Origin of the sequence: Ramlibacter alkalitolerans (assembly GCF_016722765.1) — a bacterium.
Taxonomy (GTDB): Bacteria; Pseudomonadota; Gammaproteobacteria; order Burkholderiales; family Burkholderiaceae_C; genus Ramlibacter; species Ramlibacter alkalitolerans.
The window spans coordinates 33,407-55,081 of record NZ_JAEQND010000006.1; the positions used below are offsets into that span (position 1 = coordinate 33,407).

The window sequence follows — 21,675 nt, forward strand, 5'->3', positions numbered from 1 at the left end:
GACCGATGCCGCGCATCCTGCTGATCGACGACGACCAGGCGCTCGGCGAGCCGCTGGCCGCCTACGTCGAGCGCTTCGGCTTCGCGCTGGTCCAGGCCCTGCGTCCCAGCGCGGGCTTGGCGCTGCTGCGGCAGGAGCGCTTCGACGCGGCGATCCTCGACGTGATGCTGCCCGAGCAGGACGGCTTCGCGCTGTGCCGCGCGATCCGGGCGGAAAGCGACATCCCCATGGTGATGCTCACCGCGCGTGGCGAGGTGATGGACCGCGTCGTCGGCCTGGAACTCGGGGCCGACGACTACCTGCCCAAGCCCTTCGAGCCGCGCGAACTGGTCGCCCGCCTGCAGACGGTGTTGCGGCGGCGCGGCCCGCGCGCCGGCGACGGCCGCCTGCGTTTCGAGGGCATGGTGATCGATCCGGTGACGCGCACCGTCGACCGCCAGCACGAGCGCGTGGAGCTGACCAGCACGGAGTTCGAGCTGCTCCTGCTGCTGGCGCGGCAACCCGGACGCGTGTTCGGCCGCGACGAGATCCTCAACCTGCTGCGCGGCCACGAGGCCGATCTCTACACCCGCGCGGTGGACATCCTGGTGAGCCGGCTGCGGCGCAAGCTGGAGCCGCTCGATCCGATCCGCACCTTGCGCAACGCGGGTTACGCGCTGGCACTGCGTCCCTCGGAGGCAAGCCCGCATGCCTGAGGCGGCCGTGCTGCCGGCGCTGCCCGCACGCGGCTGGCATCGCCGCGCGCACCGGCGCCTGCGCCATTCGCTGCGGGCGCGGCTGGTGCTGCTGTTCCTGCTGCTGGCGCTCGGCATCACCGCGGCTTTCCTCCTGGGCATGCAATCGGCGCTGGGCACCGGCTGGCGCGGCGCCGTGCGGCCGCTGCTGGGCGACTACGTCGACCGGCTGGCGGCGGAGATCGGCTCGCCGCCGAGCGTGGAGCGGGCGCAGGCGCTGGCCGCGCGGCTGCCGCTGACCATCGCCATCGAGGGCCCTTCCGTCCAGTGGCGCAGCCATCCCGGGGCGACCCGGCATGCCGGCTGGGCCGAGCGCGAGGACAGCCTGCTGGCGCGCACCACGGCCGACGGTCACCGCATCACCTTCGGCCTGAGCCTGCAGCCCTGGCAGGAGCGGCCGCGCCGCATCGGCTGGTTCACGCTGGCGGCTGTGCTTGTTCTGACGGCGATCGCGTACCGCGCCGTGCGTGCGCTGCTGCGGCCGCTGGAGGACATCCGCGCCGGCGCGCAACGCTTTGGCCACGGCGACTTCGCCCAGCCGATCGCCATCCGGCGGCACGACGAGCTCGGCGACCTGGCGGCCGACGTGAACACCATGGCCTCCAGCATCCACGCGATGCTGGAGGCCAAGCGCGCGCTGCTGCTGGCCATCAGCCACGAGCTGCGCAGTCCGCTCACGCGCGCGCGCCTGCACACCGAGCTGCTGCCGGAGCAGGGCGAGGCGGGCGTCCGGCGCGTGGCGCTGCTGCGCGAACTGCACGAGATGGCGGAGCTCGTGACCGACCTGCTGGAAAGCGAACGGCTCGGCCAGGGCCATTCGGCCCTGCAGCGCGAGCCGACGGACCTCGCTGCCTTGCTGCGCGACGTGCTGCTGGGCACGGGCGTCGATCTCGAGGCGGATCCGGCGCTGCCCCTGCTGCCGCTGGACCGCGCGCGCATGCGCCTGCTCGCGCGCAACCTCGTCGAGAACGCGCTGCGGCACGGGGCGGCCGGGCAGCGGCCGCAAGTGCGGCTGGCGGCGCACGAGGGCGGCGTGGTCCTCACGGTGCGCGACTTCGGGCCGGGCGTCGACGAGGGCGTGCTGCCCCACCTGGCCGAGCCCTTCTTCCGACCCGACGCGGCGCGCGAGCGCACCACGGGCGGAGTGGGGCTGGGGCTGTATCTTTGCAAGCTGGTGGCGCAGGCCCACGGCGGCCGTCTCGTGCTGCGCAACGTGCAGCCGGGGCTCGCCGTCGACGTGCTGCTGCCACGGACCGACTGATTGCACGGAGACTCGCATGACCGCTTCGAACCCGGCCTGGCCGCCGCTGCCCCTGGGCGAATGGGAGGAGACCCATGCCGCGCTGCACCGCTGGCTGCAGATCATCGGCAAGCTGCAGCTCGCCGGCATGCCCTGGACCAACCATTCCTGGCACGTCACGCTGCGCCTCACGGCGCGCGGCATCGCGAGCGGGCCGCTGCCCTGCGGCGAGCGTTTCTGGCAGGCCGACTTCGATTTCCTCGCGCAGCGGCTGGCGATCTGCGTGAGCGATGGCGCGTCGGCCGCCGTGCCGCTGGAGGCCCAGTCGACGGCGCAGTTCCATGCCCGCGTGTGCGAGGCGCTGCAGTCGCTGGCGATTCCCTGCGACATCCGCACCCAGCCCTGCGAGATCGCCGGCGCGCTGCCCTTCGACGAGGACGTGCAGCCGCGCCCGTATGACGGCGAGGCGGCGCGGCGCTGGTGGCGCATCCTGCTGCAGTCCGATCGCGTGCTGCGCATCTTCCGGGCGCGCTTTCGCGGCAAGTGCAGCCCGGTGCATTTCTTCTGGGGTGCCATGGACCTGGCCGTCACGCGCTTTTCCGGCCGCACGGCGCCGGCGCATCCGGGCGGCGCGCCGCACGTCGCCGACTGGGTGATGCGCGACGCCTACTCGCACGAGGTGAGCAGCTGCGGCTTCTGGGCCGGCACCGGCCTGGGCTACCCGGCCTTCTATTCCTACGCCTATCCGGAGCCGGGAGGCTTCGCACAGGCGCCCGTGCAGCCGGCGGGCGCGTTCTACAGCGAGGCCATCCGCGAATTCATCCTGCCCTACGACGTGGTGCGCGAGGCGCCGGACCCCGATGCGGCGCTGCTTGCCTTCCTGCAGTCGACCTACGAGGCCGCGGCGGATTGCGGGCGCTGGCATCGCAGCGCGCTGGAGTACGGACTGCGGCGGCCGGCCTGAATCCACGTGGCGCGACAATGCGGCGCATGGACGAGATCGAAGCCATCGAACGCGCGACCCTGGCCGCGGTGCCGCCGCGCGCGCAGGAGAGCTGGGGCGGCTGGCTGCTCGCCTTCGACGAAGGCACGGTGGGCCGCTGCCACAGCGCCGCGCCCTTGCGCCATGAAGCGCCGGCCGCCGATGCGCTGGCGGCGATCGCGCAGCGCTATGCCGCCCACGGCCTCGCAACCGTCCTGCGCGTGCCGGAACTGGCTGCCTTCGATGCGCTGCGCGCGCAGCTTCTTTCGGCCGGCTACCTGCGTTCCAAGCCGACACTGGTGCAGACCGGCCGCGTGGGCGACCTGGCCGGCAGCGCGGGGCACCCGGTCGACGTGGAACTCGCGGCCACGGCGGCGCCCGAGTGGGAGCAGGTGTTCCTGGGCGAGGGCTTCGATCCGGTGGATGGCGCGAGCCGGCTGGCGATCCTGCGCCGGGGCACGGATTCCGTCTTCGCCAGCGTGCGCGCGCAGGGCCGCACGGTCGCCGTCGGGGCGGCGTGCCTGCACGAGGGCTGGTGCGGCGTGCACGGCATGCGCACGCGGCCCGCGTACCGTGGCCGCGGCCTGGCCGGTGCGGTGCTCTCGGCGCTGGCACGGCGGGCCCGCGAAGGCGGGGTGCAGCGCTGCTTCCTGCAGGTGGAAGAGGGCAATGCGCCGGCGCGCTCGCTCTATGCCGGCCGCGGCTTCGCGACGGCGTGGGGCTATGCCTACTGGAAGCGTTCCCTGTAGGCTGGCGGTGAGCTGCGCGAACCCCAGCGCTGGGGTTCGCGCAGCTCACCGCCAGCCTACGAGACTTCGCGGCGCGCCTCCAGCCGCTGGCGGCCGCGCTCGGTCAGCGCAACCTGCTCGACGCCCGCGGCGTCACGGCGGCACTGCACCAGTGCCAGCCGGTTCGCTTCCTCCCACACGGGCAGGCGCGGGCAGGAGGTGCGCCAGGCGTCCATCACCTCGGCATAGGGACGCGGTTTCGCGACCCATTCCAGCAGGTCGTCGATCAGGGGTTGGAGCGTGTCCGGCATGGGGCCTCCGGGCGGAAGGCCCCATGCTACGCCCGCCCCACGCGCGCCCGCCGCAGCCACCGCTCCAGCAGGTCGAACACCAGCTGCGTCAACAGCGCCAGCACCGCAGCGGGCACCGCGCCGGCGAGCATGAACATCGTGTCGTTCACGGCCAGGCCGGCCACGATGCGCTCCCCCAGTCCGCCGGCGCCGATGAAGGTGGCCACCGTCGCCAGGCCGACGTTCAGCACTGCCGCGGTCTTGATGCCGGCGAAGATCGTCGGCGCTGCGAGCGGCAGCTCGATGCTGCGCAGCACCTGCGCGTCGCGCAGCCCGAGCCCCAGTGCCGCCTGCCGCATGCCCGTCGGCACCGAGGCGAGGCCCGCGTGCGTGTTGCGCACGATCGGCAGCAGCGCATAGACGAACAGCGCCAGCAGCGCGGGCACGAAGCCGATGGTGCCCACGATCGCGATCAGGAACGCCAGCAGCGCCAGCGAAGGCACGGTCTGCACCACGCCGACCAGGCCCATCACCGCGCCGGACCAGCGCGGATGGCGATGCGCCAGCACCCCCAGCGGCACGCCGACGGCGACGGCCACCGCCAGCGAGGCGAACACCAGCACCAGGTGTTCGCGCAGCAGGCGCGGCAGGTCGGGCGCGAACAGGCGCTGCAGGAAGCCCTGGCCGCGCGGCGCCGACGCCGGCGCATCGGCGTCAACATGGCCGCCGGCCAGGAATTCGCGTGCCGCGGCCTCGAACGACTTGCCGTCGATCTCGACCGCGCCGTTCATGGCGCGCATGGCTTCGTCGTTGATGCGGCCGGCCAGCGCGGCGAGCGGGCGCTCGTCGAGCGAGGCGCGCATCAGCAGCACCGCGTCGTAGCGCGGGAAGAAGTTGCGGTCGTCGCGCAGCACGCGCAGCTGCAGGCGCGCGATCTGTGCATCGGTGGTGTACGCGTCGACCACGTCGACCTGCCTGGCCGCGAGCGCCTGGTAGGCCAGGCCGTGGTCGAGGCCGCTGCCGGGGACCTGGGGCAGGCCGTAGGCGCGCTGCAGCGCGCTCCAGCCGTCGGCGCGCTGCAGGAATTCGTGCGACAGCCCCAGGCGCAGCGGCGCCTGCACGCGGGCCAGGTCCGAGATCGAGGCGATGCCCAGGCGCTGTGCCTCGTCCTCGCGCATCGCCAGCGCGTAGCTGTTGTTGAACCCGAGCGGCACGCCGACCTTCAGGCCCCGCGGCGCGAGCGCCGCATTCAACTGCGCGAGCGAGGGCGAGCCCTCCTGCTTGAGCAGCTCGCGCACGATGGTGCCGGTGTACTCGGGGTAGAGGTCGATCCCGCGCGTGGCCAGCGCCTGCTCCATCACCGCCGTATTGCCCAGGCCCTGCTTGTGCGTCGCCGGCACGCCGCCGGCCACGAGCGTCTGCCGCACGATCTCGCCGAGGATGTAGCTTTCGGTGAAGCGCTTGGAGCCGACCACCACGGGATCGGCCGCGTGGGCCGATGCGACGAGGCCCGCCAGGGCGAGCAGGAACGCGGAGAGCAGGCGGGCGGCGGCCATGAAAGTCGCCGCAGTATCGGCGCAAAGGCAACGCCCGTGAAGCGCAGCCTCTTGAACTTGGGCCGGCCGGTCCCACAATGCGCAGCATCCACCTCCTGAAAGCTCCTGAATGGCCCCGCTCCTGATCCTGCTGCTGCTGGTGATCGCCGCCGTGCTGTGGCTGCGCCGCCCGCGGCCGGAGCACCACCCCGTGCCGCCTTCGCCCTATGCGCGCGACGACGCCTTCGGCCGGCCGGACCCGGCCTGGGGCGCCGGCATGCCGCCCCCGCAGGAAGGCCTGGGCGGGTCGATCGCGCGCGGCGTGGCCACCGGCCTGGCGGTCGGGGCCGGCGCCGCACTCGCGCAGGAATTCGGGCGCCGTGCCTTCGAGCAGGGCCACGACGGGCAGCCGGGCCATCCGCCGGAGACGCCCGCGCCGCACATCGACCAGAGCCATTCGCAACTCGCCAGGGACGCCGGCATCGGCGCGCTGGATCCGGCCTCCGACCCGCGGGATCTGGCCGACTTCGGCGACCCCGGCTGGGACGATGCCGGCGACGATCCGGGCGGTTGGGAAACCTGATCAGCCGACCAGGGCCGCCGACTTCACCTGCGCCCACACCGGGTCGCCGACGGCGATCTTCAGCTGGTGGACCGCCCGGGCGGTGACCCGCGCCAGCAGCAGCGAGGCACCGCAGGCCAGCTGCACCGTCACCTGCGACGGATGCCCCGCCGCCGCGATGGCGCGCACCCGGCAGGGCAGCACGTTCTGGATGCTGCTGCCGTGCGGCGGCTCGCGCACGATGCTCACGTCGCGCGCCAGCACGCGCACCCGCACCGCGCGCCCGGCACTCAGGCCCGAATCGGCGATCCACAGGCGGCCGCCGGAAAACACGACCTGCGCCAGGTGCCAGTGCGCATCGACTTCCTCGACCTCGCCTTCCAGCAGGGCGGCGGCCTCGTCGCCGGCCAGCAGCGGCAGGTCGACGCGGGCCAGCGTCTCGGCGAGCGGCCCGCTGGCGATGCAGCGGCCGGACTCCATCAGCACCAGGTGGCTGGCCAGCCGCGCGACCTCGTCGGCAGCGTGCGTCACGTACAGCATGGGCACGTGCAGCTCGTCGCGCAGGCGCTCCAGCCAGGGCAGGATCTCCTGGCGCCGCGCCACGTCGACCGCCGCCAGCGGCTCGTCCAGCAGCAGGACGCGCGGCTGCGTGGCCAGCGCGCGGGCGATGGCGACGCGCTGGCGCTCCCCGCCCGAAAGCTGGTGCGGACTGCGCGCCAGCAGGTGGCCGATGTCCAGCATCTCCGCCAGGGCCGCCAGGTCGAAGCCGCCGTCGCTGCCGCGGCGCTTCAGCGCGAACGCCAGGTTGCCGCGCACGTCCAGGTGGTCGAACAGGCTCGCTTCCTGGAACACGTAGCCCAGGGGCCGCTGCCAGGGCGGCAGGAAGATGCCGCGAGCGCTGTCGTGCCAGGGCTGCCCCTGCACCACGATGCGCGCCTGCGCCGGCCGCTCGAGGCCGGCCAGGCAGCGCAAGAGGGTCGTCTTGCCGGAGCCGGAGGGGCCGTACACCGCCGTGATGCCGCGCGGGGGCAGGGCGAGGTCCACATCGAGGGTGAACTCCCGCCGTGCCAGCACGGTGCGGATGACGATCGGTTCGATCATCCAACAACCCGCGTGCTGCGCCGGTTCATCCGCGCCAGCGCCAGCAGCACGGCGAACGAGAACAGCACCATGCCCGCGGAAAGCCAGTGCGCCTGCGCGTATTCCAGGGCCTCGACGTGGCCGTAGATCTGGGTCGAGACCACGCGCGTCTGCTGCGGGATGTTGCCGCCGATCATCAGCACGACGCCGAACTCACCGACGGTGTGCGCGAAGGTGAGCACGGCCGCCTGCACGACGCCGGCGCGCGCCAGCGGCAGCACCACGTGCAGGAAGGTGTCCAGCGGCGGCGCGCGCAGCGTCGCCGCGACTTCCAGCGGCCGGCGCCCCACCGCCTCGAAGGCGCCCTGCAGCGGCTGCACGGCGAAGGGCAGCGAATACAGGATGGACCCGAGCAGCAGCCCGCCGAAGGTGAAGGGGAGCAGCCCGAGGCCGAGCGCCTGCGTGAACTGCCCGCCCCAGCCGCGCGGGCCCAGGGCGACCAGCAGGTAGAAACCGAGCACGGTGGGTGGCAGCACCAGCGGCAAGGCGACCAGCGCCGCGACCGGCGCGCGCAGGCGCGAGCCGGTGCGGGCCAGCCACCACGCGAGCGGGGCGGCCAGCAGCAGCAGCAGCACGGTGGTGGATGCCGCCAGCTTCAGCGTCAGCCAGATCGCCTGCAGGTCCTCGCGCGCGATCGGCATCCGGCGATGTTCTCAGTGCTTCACGACCTCGTAGCCGAAGCCGCGCAGCGTCGCCCGGGCCGGCTCGCTCTTCAGGTAGTCGAGGAAGGCGAGGGCGGCGGCGCTCGAGCGGCCGCCATTGAGCAGCACCACGTCCTGGTTCAGGGGCGGGTGGTACTGCGACGGGACGATCCAGCCCGAGCCCCTGGGGATGCGGCCGTCCCGCATCACCTGCGACAGGGCCAGGAAGCCGTAGGAGGCGTTGCCGCTGGCGACGAACTGGAACGCCTGCGAAACGCTTTCGCCTTGCAGGAACGCCGGCTGCCAGGCCGCGAGCACGCCGAGCCCGCCGAGGGTCTTGATCGCGGCGGCGCCGTAGGGCGAGAGGCGGGGATCGGCGATGGCCAGGCGGCCGCGCGGCAACTGCTTGAGGACGTTGCCCTGCGGGTCGACCCCGTGGGGATCGAGGCTCCACAGCACGAGCCGGCCGACGGCGTAGGTGAAGCGGCTGCCCGGCACCGCCAGGCCCTCGCGCTCGAGCCGCGCCGGGATCTCGTCGTCGGCGGCCAGCAGCACCTCGAACGGGGCGCCGCCGCGCAATTGCGAATAGAAGCGGCCCGTGGAACCGAGGGCGGGGATCAGCTCGTGCCCCGTGGCGCGCTCGAACTCCACCGCGATCCTCTGCATCGGGATGGCCATGTTGGCGGCCACCGCGACGCGCACCTGGCCCGCCTGGAGCAGGCCGGCCGCCAGCAGGGTGGCGGTGAAAGCGATGGCTCGGTGGAGGTGTGACATGGACCAGCTGATCGGTGAGTATAGGGACCATGAACGCTTTCCCGACCGCGCGCATTCCCCCACATCCGGGCGCGGGCTCCTGGGTTAGGCGCGGCCAGGTTTTTGCGACAGCTTGCGGTACACCGTCGCCCGGCTGATGCCGAGCGCGCGCGCCGCTTCCATCACGTTGCCGCGGGCGTCGTTCACGGCCTTGCGGATCAGCGCGATCTCGACGTCGCGCAGCGGCAGCCGCGACTTGCCGGCGGCCCGCGCATCGCCCGCGGGCTGCGCCAGGCAGCACAGTCGCAGGCCGGACCACAGCGGCACTTCGATGGGCGTGTGTTCGCTCGCCCTGGCGATGTCGTACAGCGGCTCCCAGGGCTGGGCGAACAGCTCGCTGCAATGGACCGGGCCATGTGCGACGTGGGCGAGCCCGGACAGCATCTGCCGCGCCGCGCCGTTGCTGCCCGTGACCCAGCCGTCGCGGTCGAGGCAGACGATGCCGTCGTCGTCGTCGCCGAGCAACCGGCCCGGCCAGTTCAGCCGCAGCACCAGCTTGTGCGGGCGCGACAGGGCCAGCGCGTTCTCGATGCTGCGGGCCGATTGCGCCACCAGGTGCTTCAGCTCGGGTCGCTCCGCGGTGTCGATCCCGGTCAGGTCCAGCATGCCCACGCAGCGGCCGTCGGGGCCGAACAGGGGCGCGCCGGCGCAGCTGTAGCAGCTGGTGTCGTGGAAGAAGTGCTCGCCCCGGTGCAGCCACACCGGCTGCAGTTCCGTCAGCGCCGCGGCGATGGCGGTGGTGCCGACGGCGCTTTCGGACAGGTCGACGCCGATGCGCGCGATCGCCTGCGCCCGCGGGTCGCTGTCGTCGATCGGCCCGTGGGCGTCCACCACCACGCCGTGCTTGTTGGTCAGGATCGCGAAATAGCGCGTGCTGGCGATCGCACGGCCGAGCTGCTCGAGCACCGGACGCGCCGCCGCCGCCAGCGTGTGGTTCTCTTCCTCCACCCGGCGCGCGTGCTGGGGCCGGACGATGTCGAAGCCGACGCGCTCCTCCGGGCGTCGGCCGTTGTCCAGGCAGCGCCGCCAGGACCGCTCGATCCAGGCGCTGTCGTACCACGCATGGACGAGCACCTCGGCCATCGAGCGGCCTTCGGCCAGCACCGCCTGGCGCGCGCGCTCGATCTGCTGCAGCCGGTCGTGGGCCGCAGCCATTCCTGGAACGTTCATGGGGGCCGCTCCTTGTCTCCTGGAACAGAGTGTTCCGGCCCATCCTGACGGCGGCCTGTCCGACCTGTTCCATTTTGAGAATTTCGGTGCAGTGTCCATCCAACCTAGGGTTTCGCCTAGCCAGTGGCCCCATGGTCAATTCAACAATGCCCTTCCCCGGAGTTCTTCCTCAGGAGACATACGACATGCTGTTATCACTCAAGGTCAACGGGAAGGCCGCGTCGCTCGACGTCGCGCCGAATACCCTCCTGGTCACCGCGATCCGAGAACACCTGCGGCTGACGGGCACCCACGTTGGCTGCGACACGGCCCAGTGCGGCGCCTGCACCGTCCTCGTGGACGGCCGCGCGATCAAGTCGTGCAACACGCTGGCGGTGCAGCATCCCGGCGCCGAGATCACCACCATCGAGGGCCTGGCCCAGGCCGACGGCACCATGCACCCGATGCAGGCGGCCTTCAAGGAGTGCCACGGCCTGCAGTGCGGCTTCTGCACGCCCGGCATGGTGATGAGCGCGGTGGACCTGTGCCAGCGCACGCCGAACGCCAGCGAACAGCAGATCCGCGAGCAGCTCGACGGCAACCTGTGCCGCTGCACGGGCTACCAGAACATCGTCAAGGCGGTCCAGCAGGGCATGGCCGCCACGGCGGCCACGCCGGTTCAGCGTTGAGCGTTCCGCGTTCAACGGCCTTTCTCGCTCAACGCTCAACCCTCAACGGAGAACCGACATGGGTGCATCCGATTTCGCCAAGCTGCCGCACATCGGCGAGGCCGTCCGCCGCAAGGAGGACTACCGCTTCCTGAGCGGCAACGGCCAGTACACCGACGACATCAACCTGCCGAACCAGCGCCACGCCGTGTTCGTGCGTTCGCCGCATGCGCATGCCAACATCCGGGGCATCGACAGCTCGCGCGCCGCCACGATGCCCGGCGTCGCGAAGATCTTCACCGGCCAGGACATTGCCGGCAAGATGAACGGGCTGCCCTGCGGGTGGCTGATCACCAGCACCGACGGCACGCCCATGAAGGAGCCGCCGCACCCCGTGCTCGCGCAGGGCCGGGTGCGCTACGTCGGCGACCACGTCGCCATGGTCGTGGCCGACACGCCGGAGCAGGCCCGCAATGCCGCCGAGGCGATCGAGGTCGATTACGAAGTGCTGCCCGCCGTGGTGGACGTGCGTGACGCCGCCCAGGCCACGGCGCTGCACGACATCGCGCCCGACAACCGCTGCTACAAATGGGCGATTGGCGACAAGAACGCGGTCGACGCGGTGTTCGCCAAGGCGGCGCACGTCACCAAACTCGACCTGACGAACAACCGGCTGGTGGCCAACCCGATGGAGCCGCGCGCCGTGGTGGCGGCGTTCAACCGCGCCAGCGACGAATACACCTTGTACGTCGCCAACCAGAACCCGCACGTCGAACGGCTGCTGATGACGGCCTTCGTGCTGGGCCTGCCGGAACACAAGGTGCGCGTGATCGCGCCGGACGTCGGTGGCGGCTTCGGCTCCAAGATCTACCTGTACGCGGAGGACGTCGCGCTGACCTGGGCTTCGAAGCAGCTCAATTGCGCGATCAAGTGGACCTGCGACCGCAGCGAAGCCTTCCTGGCGGACGCCCACGGCCGCGACCACGTCACGCACGCCGAACTGGCGCTGGACAGCCAGGGCAAGTTCCTGGCGCTGCGCGTGAAGACCGACGCCAACCTGGGCGCCTACCTCTCCACCTTCGCCAGCGCGGTGCCGACCATCCTGTACGCGACGCTGCTGGCCGGCCAGTACACCACGCCGCAGATCTACGTCGAGGTGGACGCCTGGTTCACCAACACCACCCCGGTCGATGCCTACCGCGGCGCCGGTCGTCCCGAGGCCACCTACGTGCTGGAGCGGCTGGCCACGCGCGCGGCCTGGGAACTGGGCCTGCCGCAGGACGAGATCCGCGAGCGCAACTTCATCAGCCAGTTCCCGTACCAGACGCCGGTCGCGCTGCAGTACGACGTGGGCGACTACCACGGCGCGCTGTTCAAGGCCAACGCGCTGGCCGACGTGAAGGGCTTCGAGCAGCGCCGCAAGGAAAGCGAGGCCAAGGGTCTTCGCCGCGGCCTGGGCTACAGCAGCTACATCGAGGCCTGCGGCATCGCGCCTTCGAACATCGCCGGGGCGCTCGGCGCCCGGGCCGGCCTGTTCGAGTGCGGCGAGATCCGCGTCCACCCGACCGGCAGCGTCACCGTGTTCACCGGCTCTCACAGCCACGGCCAGGGCCACGAGACCACCTTCGCGCAGGTCGTCGCGGCGCGGCTGGGCATCCCGGTCGAGAACGTCGACGTGGTGCACGGCGACACGGGGCGGGTCCCGTTCGGCATGGGTACCTACGGCTCGCGCTCCATCTCGGTGGGCGGCGCCGCCATCATGAAGGCGCTGGACAAGATCGAGGCCAAGGCCAAGAAGATCGCGGCGCACCTGATGGAGACGGGCGACGGCGACGTCGAATTCAGCAACGGCGAGTTCGTCGTCAAGGGCACGGACAAGAAGGTCACCTTCGGCCAGGTGGCGCTGACGGCCTACGTGCCGCACAACTACCCGCTGGACAAGCTGGAGCCGGGACTCAACGAGACCGCGTTCTACGATCCGACCAACTTCACCTTCCCGGCCGGCACGTACATCTGCGAGGTCGAGGTCGACCCGGCCACCGGCAAGGTGCGCGTCGACCGCTTCACCGCGGTCGACGATTTCGGCACCATCATCAACCCCATGATCGTCCAGGGCCAGGTGCACGGCGGGCTGGTGCAGGGCATCGGCCAGGCGCTGCTGGAGCAGTGCGTGTACGACAAGGACACCGGCCAGCTGATGACCGGCTCGTTCATGGACTACACCATGCCGCGCGCGGACGATTTCCCGGCCTTCACGCTCGACACGGTCTGCACGCCTTGCACGCACAACCCGCTGGGCACCAAGGGCTGCGGCGAAGCGGGCGCGATCGGCTCGCCGCCGGCGGTGATCAACGCGGTGCTCGACGCGCTGCGCGACCTCGGCGTGAAGGACCTCGACATGCCCGCCACGCCCAGCCGCGTGTGGGAAGCGATCCAGGCCGCCAAGTCCTGAACGACACGAAGGAGACATTCACATGTACGCATTCACCTTCGAACGCCCCAGCTCCCTGGCCGATGCCCAGCGCGCGGCGCAGGGCGGCAACGTCAAGGTCCTGGCCGGCGGCCAGACCCTGCTGGCTTCCATGAAGCTGCGGCTCGCGAGCCCCGAGCAACTGGTCGACCTGGGCGGCATCGCCGAACTCGCCGGCATCCGGCGCGAGGGCAACAAGCTCGTGATCGGCGCGATGACGCGCCACGCGGACGTCGCCGCCAGCGCCGACGTGAAGTCGGCGATCCCCGCGCTGGCGGAGCTCGCCGGCACGATCGGCGACCGCCAGGTGCGCGCGATGGGCACCCTCGGCGGCTCGGTGGCCAACAACGACCCGGCGGCGGACTACCCGGCGGCGGTGCTCGGCCTGGACGCCACGGTGCAGACGACGCAGCGCACGATCGCGGCCGACGACTTCTTCCAGGGCCTGTTCACCACGGCGCTGAACGAGGGCGAGCTGATCACTTCGGTGAGCTTCCCGATCCCGAAGCGCGCGGCCTACGAGAAGTTCCGCCAGCCGGCGTCGCGCTTCGCGCTGGTCGGCGTGCTTGTCGCGCAGACCGACAGCGGCGTGCGCGTCGCGGTCACGGGCGGCGGCAGCGGCGTGTTCCGCCACCAGGGGCTGGAGCAGGCGCTGGGCAAGAGCTTCACGCAGGCCGCGGCGGCGGCGGTGAAGATCGATGCCGGCGCGCTCTCGAGCGACCTGCATGGCAGCGCGGCGTACCGGGCGAACCTGGTGTCGGTGCTGGCGCAGCGGGCCGTGGCGCAGATGGGCGGCTAGTTGCCGGATCCTCGGGCTTTCCTCCCTCTCCCCTTGGGGAGAGGGTTGGGGTGAGGGGAGCCCGGCGCAGACCCTCACCCCAGCCCTCTCCCGCAAGCGGGAGAGGGAGCCACAACCTTGCGACGACGAGGCATGAATTCCCCCTTCCCCTCCATCCCCGCCCTCCAGGCCGCCCTCCAATCCGCCGGCTACTACGCCGAGCGGCGTCTGGCCACGGCCGTCTTCCTCGCGCTGCGGCTGCAGCGGCCGCTGCTGCTCGAAGGCGAGCCGGGCGTGGGCAAGACCGAGCTGGCCAAGTCGCTGGCCGTGGCCCTGCAGCGCACGCTGCTGCGCCTGCAGTGCTACGACGGGCTGGAACTGCGCGAGGCGCTCTACGAGTGGAACTACGCGGCGCAGCTGCTGCACATGCGGGCCGCCGAAGGCCGCGAAAGCGCCGAACAGATCGAGCGCGAGGTCTACCAGGACCGCTACCTGATCCGCCGGCCGCTGCTGCAGGCGCTGCAGGCGCCCGAGCCCGGCGCCGTGCTGCTGATCGACGAGGTCGACCGCGCGGACGAACCCTTCGAAGCCTTCCTGCTGGAATACCTGGGCGAGTACCAGGTCAGCATCCCCGAGATCGGCACCATCCGCGCCCGCGCGACGCCGGTCACGATCCTCACCAGCAATCGCACCCGCGAGCTGAACGACGCCGTCAAGCGGCGCTGCCTCTACCACTGGCTGGAATACCCCGAGCGCGAACGCGAACTGGCGATCGTGCGCGCGCGCGTGCCCGAAGCCAGCGATGCGCTGTCGCGGCAGGTGGCGCACTTCGTCGGCCGCCTGCGCAGCCAGCCGTTCGCCAACGCGTTCCAGCGCGCGCCCGGCATCGCGGAAAGCGTGGAATGGGCCAAGGCGCTGGTGGCGCTGGACACGCTCACGCTCGACCCGGAAGTGGTGACGGACACGGCCGGCATCCTGTTCAAGCAGCGCGAGGACGTCGCGGCGCTCACCCACGAGCTCGCGACGGAGCTGCTCAAGCCCGAGGCCGAGCCCGCCTGAAGGCCCGGCCTGCGTCCATGACCACCCTCGGCGACGCCCGCACCGGCAAGCTCGCGGACAACATCGCGGGCTTCGGCCGCGCGCTGCGCCGTGCCGGCCTGCGCGTGGACAGTTCGCGCATTGCGCTGGCGCAGCAGGCCGCGCAACTGGTCGGCGTGGACGACAAGGGCGACCTCGGCGCGGCCATGGAGGCGGTGCTGGTCAGCCGCGAGCAGGAGCGTGCCGTGTTCCGCGAGCTGTTCGACGCCTTCTTCCGCGACCCAGAACTTGCGCACCGCCTGCTCGCGCAGATGCTGCCGTCGCAGAAGAGCGCGCCCAAGCCGCAGCGGCGGCCGCGCGTGGCCGAGGCCCTGGCGCCGCAGAAGCGCTTCGGCGGCGCCGAGCGCAAGCCGGACCAGGAGGTGGAATTCGATGCCGCGATGACGGCCAGCACCCTGGCGCGCCTGAAGCACGCCGACTTCAACGCCCTGTCGGCGAGCGAGTTCCACCTGGTCGAGCGGCTCGCCCGCGACGTGGCGCTGCCGGTGCCGGAGGTCGAGATGCGCCGCATGCGCCCCGGCATGCGCGGCAAGCAATTGAACTGGGCCCGCACCCTGCGCCATGCCGCCCACACCGGCGGCGAGCTGATGGTGTTGCGGCGCATGCAGCGCAGCCGCGAACCGCTGCCGCTGCTGGTCTTGGTGGACATCTCCGGGTCGATGGAGCGCTACGCGCGGCTGCTGCTCGCGTTCCTGCATGCGGCCACGCGCGCGCATCGCCGGCGCGACGTGTTCGCCTTCGGCACGCACCTCACGGATCTCACGCCGGCCTTTCGCCTCGCCGACACCGACGCCATGCTCGCGGCCGCCAGCGCCGCCATCGACGATTTCGCCGGCGGCACCCGCCTGGGCGAATCGCTGGCCACCCTGCGCCAGCGCCACGCGCGCCGGCTGGTCGGCCGCCGCAGCCTGGTCCTGATCATCAGCGACGGCCTCGACACCGGCGAGCCCGAAGACCTGGCGCGCGAACTCGATTGGCTGACGCACCGCTGTCGCCGGCTCCTTTGGCTCAACCCTCTGCTGCGCTTCGAGGGCTATGCTCCGCTCGCCCGCGGCGCGGCGGTGCTGCACCGGCACGCGCACGCCATGCTCGCGGTCCACAACCTCAGCAAGCTGGAGGAGCTCGCCGCGAGCCTCGCCGGCCTGCTCGATCGCTAGGAAGAACGACAACGATGGAAATGCAAGGCACGCGCCACCTCGCCGTCACGCAGCAGCAGGCCTGGGATGCGCTCAACGACCCGGAGGTGCTCAAGGCCTGCATCCCCGGCTGCGACAAGGTGGAGCCCACCGGCGAGAACCAGTACGCGATCGGCATGGGCGTGAAGGTCGGTCCCGTGTCCGCGCGTTTCAACGGCAAGATCCAGCTGCAGGACGTGATGGCGCCCAACAGCTATACCCTCGCTTTCGAGGGCAACGGCGGCGCGGCCGGCTTCGGCAAGGGCAGCGCGCAGGTGAAGCTGGCACCGCCGGCCGAGGGCGCCGGCTGCGAGCTGGCCTACACCGCGCAGGCGCAGGTCGGCGGCCGGATCGCCCAGGTCGGCCAGAGGCTGGTGGACGGCGTCGCCCGCTCCATGGCCGACGATTTCTTCCGCCGCTTCGACGAGGAGATGAAGCGCCGCTATCCGGAGGCGTATGCCGAGCCCGCTGCCACGCCGCTGCCGGTCTCCCCGGTCGGCGAGGCGGCCAGCGACCGGCGCATGCCGATGTGGGTGTGGATCGCGTTCGGCGCAGTGGTGCTCGTCGCACTGCTGCTGCTGGCGCGCTGAGAAGGGGAGCGAATCATGGACGATGCGCACCGCCGCGATGCACTGCGTCGCCGCAGCCTGCTGGGCGCCTGTGCCAGCCTCGTCGCCTGTCCGGCCCTGGCGCTGGCGCAAGCGGCGGCCTGGCCGGCCCGCCCGATCACGCTGATCGTTCCCTGGCCAGCGGGTGGCCAGACCGACATCACGATGCGGATCCTGGCGGACTTGGCGAGCCGGCAGCTCGGACAGAGCATCGTCGTCGACAACAAGCCGGGCGCCGCCGGCACGCTGGTGGGCCCCGCGCTGCGGGCCGCGGCGCCGGACGGCTACGTGATCGGGCAGCTGCCGCTCACGCTGTACCGCGCGCCGCTGCAGCGCAAGGTGGCCTGGGATCCGCTGCGCGACATCACGCCGGTGATCCAGATCTCGGGCGTCACTTTCGGCATCGTGGTGCCGGCGGACAGCGGCTTCCAGACCTTCGGCGACATGGTGCACTGGGCGCGCGAGCATCCGGGCAGCCTCACGGTGGGCTCCACCGGCATCGGCAGCACGGCGCACCTGGCGATGGAGGACGTGCTCTCGCGCGAAGGCGTGACCTACATCCACGTGCCGTACAAGGGCACCGCCGACCAGATGCTGGCGGTGGCGACCAAGACGCTGATGGTAGGCGTGAACTCCACCGGCTTCGCCCCGTACGTGGAAACCGGCAAGCTGCGCCTGCTGGCCACCTTCAACGCGCAGCGCAGCAAGCGCTGGCCGCAGGTGCCGACCTTGCGCGAGCTGGGCCATCCGCAGGCCGTGTACACCTCGCCCTACGGCATCGGAGCGCCCGCGGCGGTGGACCGCGCCATCATCCGCAAGCTGCACGATGCCTTCCGCGCCGCGCTGTTCGATCCGGTGCACCTGCAGGAAATCGCGAAGTACGACCAGGAGCCGGAGTACCTGAACACCGAGGATTACGGGCGCTACGTGCAGCAGGTGACCGCGCACGAGCGCGAGCTGCTCGCCCGCCTGGGCATCGCCTTGCATGCGGAGTGACGTGGACGCCGGCGCCCCCGTCCTCGCCTGCCGCGAAGTCTCCAAGCGCTACGGCCGCACGCAGGCGCTGGACGCCGTCTCGCTGCAGGTGCGCGCCGGCGAGATGGTGGCGCTGCTGGGGCCCAACGGCGCCGGCAAGACGACGCTGTTCCAGCTGCTCACGGGCCTGTTCGTGGCCGACAGCGGCAGCGTGGAGGTGCTGGGCGCGGACATGCGGCGCGACCCGGTGCGCGCCCTGGCGCGGCTCGGCGTCGTGTTCCAGCAGCCGGCGCTGGACCTGAACCTCTCCGTGGGCGCGAGCCTGCGCTTCCACGCCGACCTGCACGGCCTGCCGCGCGCGCAGTCGCGGCCGCGCATCGAAGCCCTGCTGGAGCGCTTCGGCCTCACGCCCGTGGCCGCCAAGCCCGCCCGCGAACTCTCGGGCGGCAACCGGCGCAAGGTGGAACTGGTGCGGGCGCTGCTGCACGAACCCCGCCTGCTGCTGATGGACGAAGCCACCGTGGGGCTCGACCCGGCGTCGCGCGCGCAGCTGGTCGAGGAAGTCCTGCAGGCCCGCGCCGAACACGGCCTGGGCGTGCTGTGGGCCACCCACCTGGTGGACGAAGCCGAACGCGCCCAGCGCGTGATCGTGCTGCACAAGGGCAAGGTGCGCTTCGACGGCGCCGCCGCCGCCCTGTGCGAATCCCAAGCCGCGCCGACGCTGCAGTCGGCCTTTCTGCAACTGACCGGAGGAGAGAAGAATGAGAAAGTCGTGGCCTGAACGGGTCGTCTTCGAACAGCCGGAACGCAGAAGCCGCAAAAGGTACGCAGAAGCCGCAAAAAAATCCCGCAAGGAGGTCCTTCTGCGGCTTCTGCGAAACTTTTGCGGCTTCTGCGTTCGGCTGTCCTGTCTCGCGGCCATCGGGGCAACCGCCGCCCACGCCAAGGACACCAACCGCATCTTCGTGTCGTCCGAGAAGGACAACGCCATCGCCATCATCGATGCGGCCAAGGGCGAGATCGTCGCTTCGCCGGCGGTCTGCAAGCGGCCGCGGCACATGCAGCTCACGCCGGATCGCACGCAGCTGTACATCGCCTGCAGCGACGAGCACCGCGTGGTGGTCTGGGACATCGCCGGCAACAAGGCGGTCGCGAAACTCGACGTCGGCGAGGACCCGGAAGCCTTCGACCTCAGTCCCGACGGCAAGATGATGTACGTCTCCAACGAGGAGGATTCGGCGCTCACCGGTTTCGACCTCGCGACCCGCAAGAAAACCTTCGAGGTGAAGGTCGGCGGCGAACCGGAGGGCGTCAAGGTCAGCGCGGATGGCAAGCTGGTGTACGTCACCTCCGAGGTCGCCAACGTCGTGCACGTGGTCGACACGGCCGCGCGCAAGGTGGTGAAGAACGTGCCGGTGGGCAAGCGGCCGCGGCGCTTCCTGCTCACGCCCGCCGGCGAACTGTGGGTGAGCAGCGAGCTCGATGGCAGCGTCAGCGTGATCCGCACCAGCGACCACACCGTGCAGGGGAAGATCGAGTTCCTGCCCCAGGGCATGCGGCGCGAGGACGTCACGCCGGTCGGCATGGCGCTTTCGCCCGACGGCAAGACGGCCTACGTGGGGCTGGGCCGCGCCAACCACGTCGCGGTGGTCGACGTCCCCACGCGCAAGGTCAAGGGCTACGTCCTGGTCGGCAAGCGCGCCTGGGGGCTGGCCGTGTCGCGCGACGGCAAGCGGATGTACGTGGCCAACGGCCTGTCGGACGATCTCACCATCGTCGACACGGAGGCGATGAAGGGGATCAAGACGCTGAAGGTCGGCCGGGTGCCGTACGGCGTGGTGATCGATGACTGAGGGGCGGCGCGCCTTCCAAGCCTCGCGGCGGGCGCTGCTGCTCGCCGGCGCTGCCGCCGCCCTGCCTTTGCGCGCGCAGCCGCAGCAGCCGTTCCGGCTCGGGCTGCTGACGCAGGGCGACGACGAACGCTACTCGCCGCAGACATTGCTGCGTGGCTTTCCCGATGCGCCGGGCGGCCGCTCGGAGCCGGCCGCGCAGATCGCGCTGAACGACAGCCTGGTCACCCTGCAGATGGCCGGGCGCAACGGCGCGGAGCTCGTGGCACTGGAGGCGCCGGCCGCCGCGGACCTGCCGGCGACGCTGCAGCAACTGCTGCAGCAACGCGTGCAGCATGTCGTGCTGGAGCTGCCCGCGCCCGGTGTCGCCGCCGTCGCCGCCGCCGCGCGGGGCAAGGACGTGATGCTGTTCAACGCCGCCGCGCCCGAGGACGCGCTGCGGGCCGCGCAGTGTGCGACCAACCTGCTGCACACCCTGCCGAGCCACGCCATGCAGATGGATGCCATCGCGCAGTTGCTGGTCGCGCGCAAGTGGAGCAAGCCCCTGGTGCTGGTCGGCCCGACCCCCGGAGACCGCCTGCTGCAGGCGGCCTGGCAGCGCAGTGCAAAGCGCTTCGCCGTGCGGCCCGTCGCCGAGCGCTCCTTCAAGCTCTCCAACGATCCGCGCGAGCGCGAGCTGGGCAACGTGCGCCTGCTCACCTCCGAACGCGACTACGACGCCGTGGTGGTGCTCGATGCGCAAGGCGAGTTCGCCCAGGGCGTCCCGTACCGCACTGTGCTGCCGCGGCCCGTGCTGGGGAGCAACGGCCTGGTGGCGCAGGCCTGGAGTCCCTTCCACGAGCGCAACGGCGGGCCGCAGCTCACGCGCCGCTTCCTGCGCCGCGCCAACCGCTGGATGACCAGCTACGACTGGGCGACGTGGATGGCGGCACGTTGTGCCGCCGAAGTCGCGGGCGCCTACATCAAGGCCGGCATCGCGCAGCAGGTGCAGGCGCTGCGCCAGGGGGCCGTGGCGGTGGACGGCTACAAGGGCCAGCGCCTGACCTTCCGCGCGTGGGACGGGCAGCTGCGGCAGCCGCTGCTGCTGGCGTACGGCGGCGGCGTGGCCGACGTCGCGCCGCTGGAGGGCTTCCTGCATCCGCGCATCACGCTCGACACGCTCGGCTACGACGCGCCCGAGACCGGGTGCAAGGCTTCATGAACGCCGTCCACGCGGCCAGGGCCTTGCGCGCCGTCGCCGGGCGCGAGCTGCAAAGCTTCGCGCGGCAGCCGGGCCGGCTGATGTCGGCACTGGTGCGGCCGCTGCTGTGGCTGCTGGTGTTCGCCGCCGGCTTCCAGAACGTGTTCGGCGTGGCCATCGCACCGCCCTACGAGACCTACATCGAGTACCGGGTGTACCTGGCGCCGGGCCTGCTCGGGATGGTGGCGCTGTTCAACGGCATGCAGAGTTCGCTGGCGATGGTGTACGACCGCGAGATGGGCGTGATGCGCCTGCTGCTCACCGCGCCGCTGCCACGCTGGTGGATCCTGGCCTGCAAGCTGCTGGGAGGCGCCACCTTGACGATGGCGCAGATGCTCGCCTTCCTGCTGGCCGCATGGGTGTTCCGCATCGACCTCGAATGGCGCTACGTGCCGCTCGCGTTGCCGGTGTTCCTGCTGGCCGCGCTGATGCTCGGCGCGCTGGGCCTGGTCCTGTCGGTGTACGTGCGCCAGCTCGAGAACTTCGCCGGCACGATGAATTTCGTCATCTTCCCGATGTTCTTCCTCAGCACCGCGCTCTATCCGCTGTGGAAGCTGCAGGAGTCCGGCGCCTGGATCGTGCACGGCATCGCGCAGTTCAATCCCTTCACGCATGCGGTGGAGGCGATGCGGTTCGCGCTGTACGGGCAGGCGCTGGGGACGAGCCTGGCCGTCGTGGCCGGCTGCACCGTCGTCTTCTTCGCGCTGGCGCTCTGGGGCTACGACCCGCAGCGCGGCGCCGCGCGCCGCCCGCAAGGCGGCCCGCCAGGCGGCCCGCCGTAGGCTGGCGGTGAGCGCCGACAGGCCGAACCCCAGCGCTTTCGCGCATCGCTGGGGTTTCGCTGCGCTCCACCACCAGCCTACGCCACGCCCCCGTGTGTCTTAAATTGAGACGCGCGAACGCCCGATGTCCCATTTTGAGAATGAAGCGAGGTCCTAAGGTCTAACCCTCGGGAGCCGTTCCGGGCCTGTCTCCAACACTTCGCTCCTCGCTACCCGA

Annotated in this window: 22 protein-coding genes; 16 read left to right on the top strand and 6 right to left on the bottom strand. The window is 71.4% G+C overall.

The features are described 5' to 3' along the window. Window positions 1–5 precede the first annotated feature (5 nt). The 4 genes from JI746_RS11465 to JI746_RS11480 are packed head-to-tail and all read left to right on the top strand — an operon-like array spanning window position 6 to window position 3,705. A complete protein-coding gene (locus JI746_RS11465; protein ID WP_201689592.1) occupies window positions 6–695 on the top strand; it encodes a response regulator transcription factor in 690 nt (229 codons plus the stop codon). Continuing rightward, complete coding sequence (locus tag JI746_RS11470; protein WP_201689593.1) at window positions 688–1,995, top strand: sensor histidine kinase; 1,308 nt, start codon at window positions 688–690, stop codon at window positions 1,993–1,995. Before JI746_RS11465 ends, JI746_RS11470 begins: the two co-directional genes overlap by 8 nt. 16 nt (window positions 1,996–2,011) lie before the next feature. After that, complete coding sequence (locus JI746_RS11475; RefSeq protein WP_201689594.1) at window positions 2,012–2,938, top strand: DUF5996 family protein; 927 nt, start codon at window positions 2,012–2,014, stop codon at window positions 2,936–2,938. Between the two features lie 26 nt (window positions 2,939–2,964). Then, window positions 2,965–3,705, top strand: coding sequence for a GNAT family N-acetyltransferase (locus JI746_RS11480; RefSeq protein ID WP_201689595.1), 741 nt, complete (start codon window positions 2,965–2,967; stop codon window positions 3,703–3,705). Window positions 3,706–3,761: 56 nt separating this feature from the next. Here JI746_RS11480 and JI746_RS11485 read toward each other — a convergent pair whose 3' ends face one another. Both JI746_RS11485 and JI746_RS11490 read right to left on the bottom strand, forming a co-directional pair. Further along, window positions 3,762–3,995 (bottom strand): hypothetical protein, encoded by a 234-nt coding sequence (locus JI746_RS11485; RefSeq protein WP_201689596.1) that lies wholly within the window; start codon window positions 3,993–3,995, stop codon window positions 3,762–3,764. A gap of 26 nt (window positions 3,996–4,021) precedes the next feature. Then, window positions 4,022–5,530, bottom strand: a complete 1,509-nt coding sequence (locus JI746_RS11490; protein ID WP_201689597.1) for an ABC transporter permease/substrate-binding protein — start codon at window positions 5,528–5,530, stop codon at window positions 4,022–4,024. A gap of 109 nt (window positions 5,531–5,639) precedes the next feature. Between JI746_RS11490 and JI746_RS11495 the strand changes: the two genes are divergently transcribed. After that, on the top strand, window positions 5,640–6,092 hold the full coding sequence (locus JI746_RS11495; protein WP_201689599.1) for a hypothetical protein: 453 nt from the start codon (window positions 5,640–5,642) through the stop codon (window positions 6,090–6,092). Here JI746_RS11495 and modC read toward each other — a convergent pair whose 3' ends face one another. From modC to JI746_RS11515, 4 genes are all read right to left on the bottom strand, one after another. Continuing rightward, window positions 6,093–7,172 (bottom strand): molybdenum ABC transporter ATP-binding protein, encoded by a 1,080-nt coding sequence (gene modC / locus JI746_RS11500; protein WP_201689600.1) that lies wholly within the window; start codon window positions 7,170–7,172, stop codon window positions 6,093–6,095. Beyond that, window positions 7,169–7,852 (bottom strand): molybdate ABC transporter permease subunit, encoded by a 684-nt coding sequence (gene modB / locus JI746_RS11505; RefSeq protein ID WP_201689601.1) that lies wholly within the window; start codon window positions 7,850–7,852, stop codon window positions 7,169–7,171. The genes modC and modB overlap by 4 nt, the downstream gene beginning before the upstream one ends. 12 nt (window positions 7,853–7,864) lie before the next feature. Continuing rightward, on the bottom strand, window positions 7,865–8,626 hold the full coding sequence (gene modA, locus JI746_RS11510; RefSeq protein ID WP_201689602.1) for a molybdate ABC transporter substrate-binding protein: 762 nt from the start codon (window positions 8,624–8,626) through the stop codon (window positions 7,865–7,867). Window positions 8,627–8,710: 84 nt separating this feature from the next. After that, window positions 8,711–9,835, bottom strand: a complete 1,125-nt coding sequence (locus JI746_RS11515; RefSeq protein ID WP_201689603.1) for a helix-turn-helix domain-containing protein — start codon at window positions 9,833–9,835, stop codon at window positions 8,711–8,713. Between the two features lie 185 nt (window positions 9,836–10,020). Here JI746_RS11515 and JI746_RS11520 point away from each other — a divergent pair, with 185 nt between their 5' ends. The 11 genes from JI746_RS11520 to JI746_RS11570 all read left to right on the top strand — a co-directional run bounded on the left by JI746_RS11520 (window position 10,021) and on the right by JI746_RS11570 (window position 21,458). Then, window positions 10,021–10,503 carry a (2Fe-2S)-binding protein gene (locus tag JI746_RS11520; protein ID WP_201689604.1) on the top strand — a complete coding sequence of 161 codons (483 nt, stop codon included), beginning with the start codon at window positions 10,021–10,023 and terminating at the stop codon, window positions 10,501–10,503. Window positions 10,504–10,561: 58 nt separating this feature from the next. Beyond that, window positions 10,562–12,934 (top strand): xanthine dehydrogenase family protein molybdopterin-binding subunit, encoded by a 2,373-nt coding sequence (locus JI746_RS11525; RefSeq protein ID WP_201689605.1) that lies wholly within the window; start codon window positions 10,562–10,564, stop codon window positions 12,932–12,934. A 22-nt stretch (window positions 12,935–12,956) separates the two neighbouring features. Next, window positions 12,957–13,751: an FAD binding domain-containing protein gene (locus tag JI746_RS11530; RefSeq protein ID WP_201689606.1), complete on the top strand. Its 795-nt coding sequence runs from the start codon at window positions 12,957–12,959 to the stop codon at window positions 13,749–13,751. Between the two features lie 132 nt (window positions 13,752–13,883). After that, on the top strand, window positions 13,884–14,789 hold the full coding sequence (locus tag JI746_RS11535) for an AAA family ATPase (RefSeq protein ID WP_201689607.1): 906 nt from the start codon (window positions 13,884–13,886) through the stop codon (window positions 14,787–14,789). 17 nt (window positions 14,790–14,806) lie between these two features. Beyond that, complete coding sequence (locus tag JI746_RS11540) at window positions 14,807–15,985, top strand: vWA domain-containing protein (RefSeq protein ID WP_201689608.1); 1,179 nt, start codon at window positions 14,807–14,809, stop codon at window positions 15,983–15,985. Window positions 15,986–15,999: 14 nt separating this feature from the next. After that, a complete protein-coding gene (locus tag JI746_RS11545) occupies window positions 16,000–16,593 on the top strand; it encodes a CoxG family protein (RefSeq protein ID WP_201689609.1) in 594 nt (197 codons plus the stop codon). A 15-nt stretch (window positions 16,594–16,608) separates the two neighbouring features. Beyond that, window positions 16,609–17,607: a tripartite tricarboxylate transporter substrate binding protein gene (locus JI746_RS11550; protein WP_201689610.1), complete on the top strand. Its 999-nt coding sequence runs from the start codon at window positions 16,609–16,611 to the stop codon at window positions 17,605–17,607. Continuing rightward, complete coding sequence (locus JI746_RS11555; protein WP_201689612.1) at window positions 17,597–18,367, top strand: ABC transporter ATP-binding protein; 771 nt, start codon at window positions 17,597–17,599, stop codon at window positions 18,365–18,367. The genes JI746_RS11550 and JI746_RS11555 overlap by 11 nt, the downstream gene beginning before the upstream one ends. Before the next feature lie 184 nt (window positions 18,368–18,551). Then, window positions 18,552–19,439, top strand: coding sequence for a PQQ-dependent catabolism-associated beta-propeller protein (locus JI746_RS11560; protein ID WP_330892990.1), 888 nt, complete (start codon window positions 18,552–18,554; stop codon window positions 19,437–19,439). After that, complete coding sequence (locus tag JI746_RS11565; protein ID WP_201689614.1) at window positions 19,432–20,637, top strand: type 1 periplasmic-binding domain-containing protein; 1,206 nt, start codon at window positions 19,432–19,434, stop codon at window positions 20,635–20,637. Before JI746_RS11560 ends, JI746_RS11565 begins: the two co-directional genes overlap by 8 nt. After that, a complete protein-coding gene (locus JI746_RS11570; RefSeq protein WP_201689615.1) occupies window positions 20,634–21,458 on the top strand; it encodes an ABC transporter permease in 825 nt (274 codons plus the stop codon). The genes JI746_RS11565 and JI746_RS11570 overlap by 4 nt, the downstream gene beginning before the upstream one ends. The last annotated feature ends 217 nt before the right edge of the window (window positions 21,459–21,675 follow it).